The following is a 10,427-nucleotide window of genomic DNA, read 5'->3' on the forward strand; positions in this document are numbered from 1 at the left end:
CCGGTCAGCTCCCAGTTGTTCCCCCTCTGGGGGAGCTGTCAGCGAAGCTGACTGAGGGGGACTTTGACTCTTGCTTGTGGGCTTCAGCCCCCTCCCCCAGAAGGGGAGGAACTAGGCGCTCTTATCATCGCCCGAAGGCGTGCAGCCTGGCGCCTTCGGCCCGCAGCCAGGCGCGGTGGGGGCGCTCGTCGCCGACCAGGGCCTTCACATGGGCCCAGAAGCGCGGCCCGTGGTTCAGTTCCAGCAGGTGGGCGCATTCGTGGGCGACCACATAGTCGGCGACCTCGAACTCGGCCAGGGCCAGGCGCCAGGAATAGCGGATCGCCGCGGGCTTGCCCGGCAGGCCCGGACGGCAGGAGCCCCAGCGGGCCCGGGCGTCCATCACGGTCACGCTGGGCAACTTCGCCCCCAGCCGCGCGCAGTGGAAGGCCGTGCGCTCGGTGAACACCCGCAGGGCCTCGCGCTTGATCATGCGGATCACGGCGTTGGCGTAGGTCGCCCCCTCGCCGCGCGCCGAGATCCGGGCTGGCTCGTCCTCGGTGGCGGGATGGAAGCGGGCCGGCTTGGCGCTGGCCTCCAGACGGCAAGGCTGGCCGAACAGGTCGATGGTCATGCCCGGCGCGATGGACTGCGACTGCGGCAACTCGGCCAGGCGCTCGGCGATCCAGCCGGCGCGGTCGCGGGCGAAGGCGGCGGCCTCGGGCAGGCGCCGGGCGCTGGGGGCGGTGGCGACGATCTCGCGCTTGGTGCGGTCCAGCCGCAGGGAGACACGGCGGGCGCGGGAATGGACTTTCAGGCGCACGACGGCCCCGGCCACCTCCAGCCGATCGCCGTCGGCCAGGGTACGGCCGAACAAGCTCATGCGACCTATCTAGGCTGCGTCGCGCTTCTTTTCGATGCCCGCCGCCTGGCGGCGAATGAACGCACGCACCCGGGGATAGATCTCCTCGCGGAAGCGCCGGCCGTTGAACACCCCGTAGTGGCCCACATGCGGCTGCACATAGTCTTCCTTGAAGTCGTCCGAGAGGCCCGTGCAGAGCGCGTGCGCCGCCTGGGTCTGGCCGATGCCGGAGATGTCGTCGTTCTCGCCCTCGACCGTCAGCAGGCCGATGTCGCTGATCGAGCCCGGCTGCACGGCGCGGCCGCGATGCTTCAGTTCGCCCTTCGGCAGCAGATGCTGCTGGAACACATAGTCGACGGTCTGGAGATAGAACTCCTCGGGCAGGTCCAGCACCGAGAGGTATTCGTCGTAGAACTCCAGGTGCTTCTCGGCGCCGTCGCCGTCGCCCTCCATCAGGTCCTGCAGGTAGCGCAGGTGGGCGTCCTGGTGCTTCTCGATGTTCATCGACATGAAGCTGTAGAGCTGGACGAAGCCCGGATAGACCCGCCGCCCCATGCCCGCATAGGGCGCCGGGACGGTGTCGATCATGTTGGACTTGAACCAGGCGAAGGGCTTCTCCTCGGCCAGCTTGTTGGTGACCGTGGGCGAGAGGCGCGCATCGATGGGCGAACCCATGATGGTCATGGTGCCGGGGCGGCTTTCCTCGCCGTCCTCGGCCATCAGGGCCGCGGCGGCCAGGACGGCGGGACCCGGCTGGCAGACGGCGACCACGTGCGGACGCGGGCCCAGCTGGCGCAGCATCTCGCGAATATGGTCGACGTAGTCATGGAAGTCGAAGCGGCCGTCGAGGACCGGGACGTCGCGGGCGTTGGACCAGTCGGTGACGAACACCTCGTGGTCCTGGAGGAAGGCCTCGACGGTGCCGCGCAGCAGGGTGGCGTAGTGGCCCGAGAGCGGCGCCACGATCAGCACGGCGGGCTCCAGCTCGCGGTGGCCGGCGCGGCGCATGTCGGCCATGTCGCGACTGAAATGGATGAGCTTGACCCAGGGGCTGGACCAGACCTCGGCCGGGCGCACGCGCACCGGCTGGCCGTCGATCTCGACGCGGTCGATGTTCCAGGCGGGCTTGCCGTAGCGGCGGGTCAGATTGGCGAACAGGTCGGCGTTGGCGAACAGCCGTCGGCCGATATCGCTGTCCTTGGCCGGATTCAGCGGCGACGACCAGAACTCCCGCATGGCCCGGGTGGCGAACCGCAGCGGGGTGGAGGCGTAATAGCCTGCCTCGTAGAGCGTATAGAGCATCGTAAAAGACGTCCTTGTGCTGCGTCGCAGCGTAGCATGACCATACTTAAGGATGTCCAGCGGTAACCGGTTCCCGCTGCGTCGCTTCGCCGCTCCAGTCTAAATTTCGCACCTGCGGCGCCTAGCCCATGGCCTGGCCGATCTGGCGGGCGATCTCCTCGGGCGTGATCCCATAGGGCAGGATGCGGTCGAAGCGGCCCTTGGGGTCCATCAGATAGGCCGGGGTCGAATGGTCGACCAGATAGTCCGGCCCCTCGCCGTTCTTCCGGTAGTAGGCGTGGTAGGCCTTCGCCGCCACGGCCACCTGTTGCGGCGTTCCGGTCAGTCCGATGGTCCCCTTCGGAAAGGCGGCGCCGGCGAGATAGGTCTTGAGCTGGGCAGGGGTGTCGCGCTCGGGGTCGACGGAAATGAACACCACCTGGGTCCGCTCGGCCTTCGGCCCCAGCAGGGCCTGGGCCCGTTCCACGGCCTGCAGCGTCGTGGGGCAGACGTCCGGGCAGTAGGTGAAGCCGAAGAACACCACCGTCCACTTTCCGTTCAACACGGTTTCGTCGACCGGCTTGCCGTCCTGGTTCACCAGCTGGAAGGGTCTCCCGACCGCGGCGGGGGCGGGATTGTCGAAGGCGCCGGTGCGCCAGGCGATACCGGCCAGCACGGCCAGGCCCAGGAGGCAGGCGGCGAGCAGGATCAGGTGTCGGGGTTTCGTGGGCATGGAGGCCTTTGGGGCTCGTCAGGCGGGGCGCAACGCGCGATGGTCGCGGCCCATGGCGTCCACAAAGAACACGTCGCCGCAGAAGCCGTCGCCCGGCCTCGATAGGCAAAGCGCCGCGCCCGCGCAAGCCGGCGACGACTGGGGCCTTGGCGGCGCGCGCGGCGGGCGCCTTCGCCTGCGGACCCTGGTCACCCTGCGCTGGATGATTGTGGCCGGCGAACTGCTGCTGCTGGCGGTGGCGGGCCTGGGGTTCGGTTTCGAGGCCCCCTACCCGTTCTGCTTCGCCGTGGTCGGGGCCGCGGCGTGGGTGAACCTTCTGACCGGCGTGGCCTCGCCGGGCCAGAGGCTGATCGGCGACTGGGAGGCGGTGGGTCAGCTCAGCTTCGACGTGGCCCAGATCTCGATCCTGCTGTTCCTCACCGGCGGCACGGCCAACCCGTTCATCCTGATGCTGATCGCCCCGGTGACCCTGGCGGCCGCCACTCTGGCGCCACGGGCGGTGACGGCGTTGGGGGCCGAGGCCATCGCGGCCTCGATCGCGCTGGCCTTCATCCACCTTCCCCTGCCCAGCCCCCCCGGCGCGGCGGTCGAGCTGCCGCTCAGCTTCATGATCGGGGCGGCCGCGGCCAATGTCGCGGGCGTCATCGTCATCGCCGGCAACGTCCGCCAGGCGGTCGAGGAGTCCTCGCGCATGGCGCTGGCTCTGGACGTCACCCAGGCGGTGCTGGCGCGCGAGCAGCGGCTCTCGGCCCTGGGGGCGCTCGCCGCCGCCGCGGCCCATGAGTTGGGCACGCCGCTGGCCACCATCTCCATCGTCGCCAAGGAGCTGGCGCGAGAGGCCCCGACCGCCCAGGTGAAGGAGGACGCCGAACTGCTGATCGCCCAGTCGGAGCGCTGCCGCGAGATCCTGCGCCGGCTAACCGACGCCCCCGCCGCGGCCTCCGACGAGGTTCACGAGCGGATGAGCCTGTTGCAACTGCTGAACGAGGTGATCGAACCGCATGCCGACGCCCGGGGCGTACGGGTGGAGGCGATCGTCTCCGGCGCCCCCGGTGTGGCGGCGCCCAACATCTGGCGGATGCCCGAGGTGCTGCACGCCATGACCTCCTTCGTGGAGAACGCCGTCGACTTCGCCGCCTCGGAGATCCTGGTGACCGTCCGCTTCGACGCCCAGAGCGTGGGGATGGAGGTGCGCGACGACGGTCCGGGCTTCCCGCCCGAGGTGCTGGCCAAGCTCGGCGAGCCTTATGTCACAAGCCGTCCGGGGGTGGCCGGGGGACGCACCGGCCACATCGGGATGGGCCTGGGGTTCTTCATCGCCAAGACTTTGTTGGAACGAACCGGCGCTGTAGTCACTTTCCAGAACGGTCGCCCGCGCGGCGCCGTGGTCGCGGCCCGTTGGCCGAGGGCGCGAATCGAGGCGCTGGGCGGAAACGGCTGAAGGCCCTTGCGGATCGCCGCCAAGCAGCGACATGATGCCGCAGGAGGCGTGAACGCCAACGCCCCTATCGGAGGTTGCGCATGACCGATCTCTCCGCCGACATCGCCGCACTGCCGGATCGAAGCCTGCTGGTCCTCGACGACGACGCTCCGCTGCGTACGCGGCTGGGGCGCGCCCTTGAACAGCGCGGGTTCGAACCCGTGCTGGTGGGCAGCGTCAGCGAGGCCTTGGCCGCGGTGAAGGCCCATCCGCCGGCCTACGCCGTGCTGGACATGCGGCTGGAGGACGGGACCGGCCTGAAGGTGGTGGAGGCGGTGCGCGACGCCCGCGCCGACGCCAAGGTCATCATGCTGACCGGCTACGGCAACATCGCCACGGCGGTGGCCGCGGTGAAATCCGGGGCCATCGACTATCTCTCCAAGCCGGCCGACGCCGACGACGTGGCCCGCGCCCTGCTGGCCCGCAAGGACGAGTCGCCGCCCCCGCCGGAAAATCCCATGAGCGCCGACCGCGTGCGCTGGGAGCACATCCAGCGGGTCTATGAGCTGTGCGGGCACAATGTCTCGGAGACCGCCCGGCGGCTGAACATGCACCGCCGCACCCTGCAGCGGATCCTGGCCAAGCGCGCGCCGAGGTAGGGAACTCTCTTAGATCCTCCCCTTCTGGGGGAGGTGGCGCGTCGCCCTCTTCGGCGACGTGACGGAGGGGGTTGAGGCCCAAAAACGAGAGTCAAAGTCCCCCTCAGTCAGCTTCGCTGACAGCTCCCCCAGGAGGGGAGCATCTAGGAGGCGCTACCCCTCCAGCTGGGTCACGACCACGCCGGCGGCGCGCATGGCGGCGAGGCGGCCGAAGGCGATGGTCAGCGCCTTGCGCCGGGCGCCGGCCAGGGGAGCGGTGGGCGCCTCGCGCAGCACCGCGCCTCCGAAGGCGTCGCAAACGATCAGGCCCGGCTCCTCCGGCAGGATCTCGCGGGGGAATTCGGGCGCCACGGCGAAGGCGAAACTGTCGCAATAGGGCATGTACTCATGCCACTTGCGATCCACCCGATAGTCCTCGAGCCCCGACTTCACCTCGACGATGACGATATGGCCCTTGGGCGACAGGGCCATCAGGTCGGCGCGGCGGCCGTTGGGCAGGGTCACCTCGCTCAGCGGCGCATAGCCTAGGTCGACCAGCAGCCGCGCCGCGCCGCGGGTGACCGCGGCGGTGATCTCAGGACGGGTGACGGTGACGATGGTGACGCCCATGCCGGAATTTATGTTCCGGCTTCGTTCCGGGCGCAAGGCCCTCAGTTCTTGGCTGGCTGCGGAAATTCCAGGCGCGCGACGTCGTAGCCCAACTGCTTCACCCGCGCGACGGCCTGGGCCCTGATCGCCGTCGGCAGGGTCGGACGTTGGGACATCAGCCACATCGCCCGGCCACCCGGCGTGCCGAGGATCAGCCACCCCTGGTCGGGACGGTGCTCCAGAACCCAGTACTCCTGCTTCACCATTCCGCCGAAGAAGGTCATCTGCAGCTTGGCGTTGGTCCTGGGATCGATGACCTTGGCCTTGGCTTTCCACTCGGTGGCCGGCGCGGCCAGCGAGCCCTTGTGGCAGGCCTGGAGCACGGAGAACCCCTCGCCGTTCCGCACCCAGTCCGAGGTGCCGCCCTGGCAGCCCGTCTGGATCTTGTTGGGCAGGCGCGCGACCTCGTACCACCGCCCCGTGATCTTGGTCAGCTCGATGCGCTCCGTCGGCTGCGGGGGCGCAGCCAGGACGGGAACCGCGGCGATGCAGAGCGCGGCGAACGCGAAGCAGGCGGCGACGAACGCGAGAGAGAGGTTCGGAAAACGCATGGGCGGTATGGCTAACGCTTCAGAGGCGGAAAAGTAAACGCCCGCGGACCTTGCCCGCGGGCGCATGAACCCAATCCGAACGAAAAAGGGCTATTCCGCGGCGATCGAGACGTTCGCGGCGATGCGGTCCTTGAAGTTGATCTTCTGGAGGTACTTGATCCCCTCCTCGGCGATATCGTCGCCGACCATCCTGCCGCCTTCCGCCTTCAGCTCCTCCATGTCGACATACATGCCGTAGAAGGCCCGCGTGCGGTCGGTGATGATGCCGGCGTTCAGCAGGGTCTTGATGAGCACGCGGAAGATGTTGCTGGCTTCCTTCATGTCCTGGCGGCGCGCCTCATCGGTAGCGATCAGCTGGATCTCCTCCAGGACGCGCGCGGGATCGAGGCCGAACTCCTCATAGAGCGCGACCTGTTCCGAGGGCGAGACCAGGTTGAACAGCACCGCCTGGAAGCAATGGGCCGCCCAGTCCTCGACGATGACGTGTTCGGCTTCGCTCAGCTTCGGAATGGTCCGGTCGGCCCAGATCTTCCCGAACTTATGGTGGAAGGCTTCGTCGGTCATCACCAGCTGCATGAGCTGGCGGCCAAGGGGGTCGTTGAGCTTCTGGTAGAAGGTGGCGAAGGCGCCCATGGCTAGGCCCTCGACCAGCATCTGCATGCCGATGATCTTCTTATAGACCTCGGGGCTGCCGATGATGTCGACCAGCAGGTCCTGCAGCACCTTGCTGCACGCCACCGGCCGGCCCCAGCGGGCCTTGATGTACTTGGCGAAGGCCGTGACGTGACGAGCCTCCTCGCGGGTCTGATTGGCGGCGTATTCCTGCGCGCCCTGGTCCAGCAGCACGTGGCACAGGCTGGCCGACAGGTTCAGCGCGCCCTGCTCGCCATGCAGGATCGAGGAGAAGGAATAGAGCAGCGACTTGTTGAGGAACTGGGCGCGCAGCGACGGCGTGTTCAGCTTCGCCTTCACATAGTCGGTCTGCAGGGCCGCGCTGAGCTCCTCCGGCATCAGGGCGTCGTTGTCCATGTCCCAGGGGGCGGAGAAGTCGATGTATTTGGGATCGAGCGGATCCCAGAAGTGGTCGTGGGTCGCCGAGATGATCTTGTCGAAGGCGGTCGAGCGGTTGTTGTAGCGATCGAGGTCCAGCATGGACTCGAAGTCGTCCGGCGCCACGGCGTCGTAGATCAGGTCCTTGGTGATGTTGCCGTCGGCGGCCATGCGATCCTCCCGGTGATCTTGTCGGGGCGAAGGTCATCACCCCCCAAGCCGGGCGTCAACGGAAAATGACGCTCGCGTCATCTTCGCCGGTCCCTCAACGGGGCGGCGGCTCGGCCTGCAGGGTCTCCAGATAGGCCACCAGGTCTTCGGCCTCCCGGCGACCGATCTGGATCGGCGGCATCTCGCCCGATCCGTGCTGCGAGATTTCGGTGAACCGCCTCTGCAGGGAGAGGGCGTTGTAGCGGATCCGAAGGTCGCGGAAGCGTGGCCCGAACGAGGCCGGGCCATCATCCAGTCCGACCACATGGCATCCCGCGCACCGCCGCTCGGCGAAAGCCTGGCCCCGCTGAACGGCCGGATCGGCGCCGCCGCCCACCGCCTGTACGCCGGTTGCGCCGGCGCAACCGGCCAGGGCCGCCGCCATGCCCAGCACCGCCCAAGACCTGTCCGCCATCGAAGCCTCCATGGGATGGAGCCGCAGCATGGCGCCGTTCGGCCCCGCACGCGCCTCCGGTGCTCTACCTAGACGCGGCGGCGCACGAAAAAGCCCGCCGGCGCGGGCCGGCGGGCTAAGGTCGTCGAGGAAGCTGGCTCGGCCTACTCCGCGGCGATGGAGATCGCCTGGCCGACGCGGTCTTTGAAATTGATCTCCTGGAGGTACTTGATCCCCTCCTCGGCGATGTCGTCGCCGACCATCCGGTCGCCCTCACCGCGCAATTCCTCGAGGTCCACATAGGTGGCGTAGAAGGCCTTGGTGCGGTCGGTGATGATGCCGGCGTTGAGCAGGGTCTTCACCAGCACCCTGAAGATGTTGGTCTGCTCCTTCATGTTCTCGCGGCGCTTGTCGTCGTTCATGATCTCCGCCATCTCGGCGATGACCTTGTCCGGATCCAGGCCGAATTCCTCATACAGGTCGCGCTGCTGGGTGGGCGCCACGAGGTTGAACAGCAGGGTCTGGAAGCAGTGCGCCGCCCAGGTCTCGATGATTTCGTGCTCGGCCTCGCTCAGCTTCGGAATGGTCCGGTCGGCCCAGATCTTCCCGAACTTGTGGTGGAAGGCCTCGTCGGTCATCACCAGCTGCAGGAGCCGCTTGCCCATCGGATCGCGGATATTGTTGAAGAAGGTGGCGAAGGCGCCCATGGCCAGGCCCTCCACCAGCATCTGCATGCCGATGATCTTCTTATAGACCTCGGGGCTGGCGATGATGTCGACCAGCAGCGCCTTCAGCGTCGGGCCGCATTCCACCGGCCGGCCCCAGCGGGCCTTGATGTACTTGGCGAAGGCCGTGACGTGACGAGCCTCCTCGCGGGTCTGGTTGGCGGCGTATTCCTGCGCGCCCTGGTCCAGCAGCACGTGGCACAGGCTGGCCGACAGGTTCAGCGCCCCCTGCTCGCCATGCAGGATCGAGGAGAAGGACCGCAGGGCCGACTGGTTGACGAAGCGGACGCGGGTCTTCCAATCGCTGAGGTGGTTCGAGACGTAGTCGGTGGACATGGAAATGATCATGTCCTCCGGCAGGAGCATCTCGTTTTCCATGTCGAAGGGCTCGTCGAAGTCGATGTACTTCTTGTCGAGCGGATCCCAGAAGTGGTCGTGGGTGGCCGAGATGATCTTGTCGAAGGCGGTCGAGCGGTTGTTGTACCGATCGAGGTCCAGCATGGACTCGAAGTCGTCCGGCGCCACGGCGTCGTAGATGATGTCCTTGGTGATGTTGCCGTCGGCCGCCATGGGCAGATCCTCCTTCGGCGGGCGCGCGCGCTGGCGGCCCACGGTTTCCTCTTGGCTGAAAGCCTCTCAAGAGAACAGTGATCAGTCAAGGAAAATGACGCCCGCGTCATCTTCTTAATAGCCGGTATCCTTGACGCTCCGCCGTTCGTCTTGAGCAGATGGACATCAGGGAGGAACGGCGATGACCGACCCGATCACGGATGACACCTCGCGCGCCCTGCGCACGGCCTGGTTCGACTATCTGGACACCATCGAGCCGCTGCGCCCAGCCCTGCATGCCTACGGCCTGAAGCTGACCGGCGACGTCTGGGACGCCGAGGACCTGGTGCAGGACACCCTGCTCAAGGGGTTCGCCATGATCGGCCGCGGCGACCTGCACGGGCCGGGCAGCCCGGTGGCCGATCCCAAGGCCTATCTGTTCCGCACCGCCACCAACCTCTGGATCGACCGGGTGCGCCGGGCCTCGCGGGAGCGCGCCTGGCTGGGCGAGCCGCAGGCGCCGACGCCGCCCTCCGATCCCGACGCCGCGCGCCAGGGCGCGGAGGCGCTGTTCTCCGCCGCCTCGCCCCAGGCGCGGGCCGCCGTGGTGCTGAAGGACGTGTTCGACTTCACCCTTGAGGAGATCGCCGACCAGCTGCGCACCACGGTGGGCGGGGTGAAGTCGGCCCTGCATCGCGGGCGGGCGGCGCTGGCCGCCGCGCCATCCGATCCGCCGCGCCGGGACGGGCCGTCTCAGGCCCTGGTGGAGCGGTTCATCGCCGCCTTCAATTCCCGCGACGTGCCGACGCTCACCGCCGTGCTCACCGAGACCTGCTCGATCGAGGTCCCCGGCGTCGGCGGCGGTCGCGGCCGGCGCGGCGGCTGGGCCGAGGCCAGCGTCGGCCACGCCGGCGCGCGGCTGGAGGCGGGAGTCTATCGCGGCGAACCGGTGGTGCTGTTCTTCAACGAAGACGACCGGCTCTACGACATCGTGCGGCTGGAGGGCGACGGCGACCTTGTCAGCCGGATCACCAACTACTGCTACTGCCCCGACACCCTGAAGGCGGTGGCCGCGGCGCTGGGCCTCGAGGTCTCGCTGCTGGGCTACCACCAGCCCCCGCAGGTCCTCACCCGCATGATCGCCACCACCACCCTGCCCTGGGGCGAGGGGATGAAGCTGCATTGAGGCCGACCAGCCTTTCCTCCCCCATTCATGCAGGGCTATCGCATATGCGGAGGAGCGAAGATGCTCCCCCTCTGGGGGAGCTGGCCCGAAGGGCCTGAGGGGGACTTTGACTCCTGTTCGGAGCCGTCGAACCTCCGCTGAAGGGCATTTTAGTCCCCCTCACCCGGCCATGCGGCCGGG

11 protein-coding genes are annotated in these 10,427 nt (G+C 68.0%); 3 read left to right on the forward strand and 8 right to left on the reverse strand.

Annotated features, from left to right (window positions below; genetic code table 11):
* Window positions 1-124: 124 nt before the first annotated feature.
* The 3 genes from V6M51_RS07105 to V6M51_RS07115 form a co-directional block, all read right to left on the reverse strand.
* The gene (locus V6M51_RS07105) at window positions 125-862 is read right to left on the reverse strand and encodes a M48 family metallopeptidase (protein ID WP_332765860.1); all 738 of its coding nucleotides are present in this window, start codon (window positions 860-862) and stop codon (window positions 125-127) included.
* Between the two features lie 9 nt (window positions 863-871).
* Window positions 872-2,143, reverse strand: coding sequence for a polyhydroxyalkanoate depolymerase (locus tag V6M51_RS07110; protein WP_332765862.1), 1,272 nt, complete (start codon window positions 2,141-2,143; stop codon window positions 872-874).
* A gap of 121 nt (window positions 2,144-2,264) precedes the next feature.
* Complete coding sequence (locus tag V6M51_RS07115; protein WP_332765864.1) at window positions 2,265-2,855, reverse strand: SCO family protein; 591 nt, start codon at window positions 2,853-2,855, stop codon at window positions 2,265-2,267.
* 52 nt (window positions 2,856-2,907) lie between these two features.
* Between V6M51_RS07115 and V6M51_RS07120 the strand changes: the two genes are divergently transcribed.
* Together V6M51_RS07120 and V6M51_RS07125 are read left to right on the forward strand one after the other, a co-directional pair.
* Entirely contained in the window at window positions 2,908-4,296 is a 1,389-nt protein-coding gene (locus V6M51_RS07120; protein ID WP_332765866.1) for an ActS/PrrB/RegB family redox-sensitive histidine kinase, read from the forward strand.
* Window positions 4,297-4,376: 80 nt separating this feature from the next.
* Window positions 4,377-4,934, forward strand: a complete 558-nt coding sequence (locus tag V6M51_RS07125) for an ActR/PrrA/RegA family redox response regulator transcription factor (RefSeq protein ID WP_305674052.1) — start codon at window positions 4,377-4,379, stop codon at window positions 4,932-4,934.
* A 153-nt stretch (window positions 4,935-5,087) separates the two neighbouring features.
* On the opposite strand, the gene mmcB is transcribed toward V6M51_RS07125, so the two are convergent.
* The 5 genes from mmcB to V6M51_RS07150 all read right to left on the reverse strand — a co-directional run bounded on the left by mmcB (window position 5,088) and on the right by V6M51_RS07150 (window position 9,082).
* Entirely contained in the window at window positions 5,088-5,543 is a 456-nt protein-coding gene (gene mmcB / locus V6M51_RS07130) for a DNA repair putative endonuclease MmcB (protein WP_332765869.1), read from the reverse strand.
* A gap of 41 nt (window positions 5,544-5,584) precedes the next feature.
* The gene (locus tag V6M51_RS07135; RefSeq protein WP_332765871.1) at window positions 5,585-6,133 is read right to left on the reverse strand and encodes a lipocalin family protein; all 549 of its coding nucleotides are present in this window, start codon (window positions 6,131-6,133) and stop codon (window positions 5,585-5,587) included.
* A gap of 90 nt (window positions 6,134-6,223) precedes the next feature.
* On the reverse strand, window positions 6,224-7,354 hold the full coding sequence (locus V6M51_RS07140) for a ferritin-like domain-containing protein (RefSeq protein WP_332765873.1): 1,131 nt from the start codon (window positions 7,352-7,354) through the stop codon (window positions 6,224-6,226).
* A 94-nt stretch (window positions 7,355-7,448) separates the two neighbouring features.
* Window positions 7,449-7,808 (reverse strand): c-type cytochrome, encoded by a 360-nt coding sequence (locus tag V6M51_RS07145; RefSeq protein WP_332765874.1) that lies wholly within the window; start codon window positions 7,806-7,808, stop codon window positions 7,449-7,451.
* A 143-nt stretch (window positions 7,809-7,951) separates the two neighbouring features.
* The gene (locus V6M51_RS07150; RefSeq protein ID WP_332765888.1) at window positions 7,952-9,082 is read right to left on the reverse strand and encodes a ferritin-like domain-containing protein; all 1,131 of its coding nucleotides are present in this window, start codon (window positions 9,080-9,082) and stop codon (window positions 7,952-7,954) included.
* A 181-nt stretch (window positions 9,083-9,263) separates the two neighbouring features.
* Between V6M51_RS07150 and V6M51_RS07155 the strand changes: the two genes are divergently transcribed.
* Window positions 9,264-10,247 (forward strand): RNA polymerase sigma factor, encoded by a 984-nt coding sequence (locus V6M51_RS07155; protein WP_332765875.1) that lies wholly within the window; start codon window positions 9,264-9,266, stop codon window positions 10,245-10,247.
* Window positions 10,248-10,427: the final 180 nt, after the last annotated feature.

The sequence above is a fragment of the Phenylobacterium sp. genome (assembly GCF_036677185.1).
Classification (GTDB): Bacteria; Pseudomonadota; Alphaproteobacteria; order Caulobacterales; family Caulobacteraceae; genus Phenylobacterium.

Bases quoted from the DNA above. Each gene is read 5' to 3' on its own strand.
- V6M51_RS07105 (WP_332765860.1), bottom strand. From the start codon at position 862: ATGAGCTTGTTCGGCCGTACCCTGGCCGACGGCGATCGGCTGGAGGTG.
- V6M51_RS07110 (WP_332765862.1), bottom strand. From the start codon at position 2,143: ATGCTCTATACGCTCTACGAGGCAGGCTATTACGCCTCCACCCCGCTG.
- V6M51_RS07115 (WP_332765864.1), bottom strand. From the start codon at position 2,855: ATGCCCACGAAACCCCGACACCTGATCCTGCTCGCCGCCTGCCTCCTG.
- V6M51_RS07120 (WP_332765866.1), top strand. From the start codon at position 2,908: ATGGCGTCCACAAAGAACACGTCGCCGCAGAAGCCGTCGCCCGGCCTC.
- V6M51_RS07125 (WP_305674052.1), top strand. From the start codon at position 4,377: ATGACCGATCTCTCCGCCGACATCGCCGCACTGCCGGATCGAAGCCTG.
- mmcB (WP_332765869.1), bottom strand. From the start codon at position 5,543: ATGGGCGTCACCATCGTCACCGTCACCCGTCCTGAGATCACCGCCGCG.
- V6M51_RS07135 (WP_332765871.1), bottom strand. From the start codon at position 6,133: ATGCGTTTTCCGAACCTCTCTCTCGCGTTCGTCGCCGCCTGCTTCGCG.
- V6M51_RS07140 (WP_332765873.1), bottom strand. From the start codon at position 7,354: ATGGCCGCCGACGGCAACATCACCAAGGACCTGATCTACGACGCCGTG.
- V6M51_RS07145 (WP_332765874.1), bottom strand. From the start codon at position 7,808: ATGGCGGACAGGTCTTGGGCGGTGCTGGGCATGGCGGCGGCCCTGGCC.
- V6M51_RS07150 (WP_332765888.1), bottom strand. From the start codon at position 9,082: ATGGCGGCCGACGGCAACATCACCAAGGACATCATCTACGACGCCGTG.
- V6M51_RS07155 (WP_332765875.1), top strand. From the start codon at position 9,264: ATGACCGACCCGATCACGGATGACACCTCGCGCGCCCTGCGCACGGCC.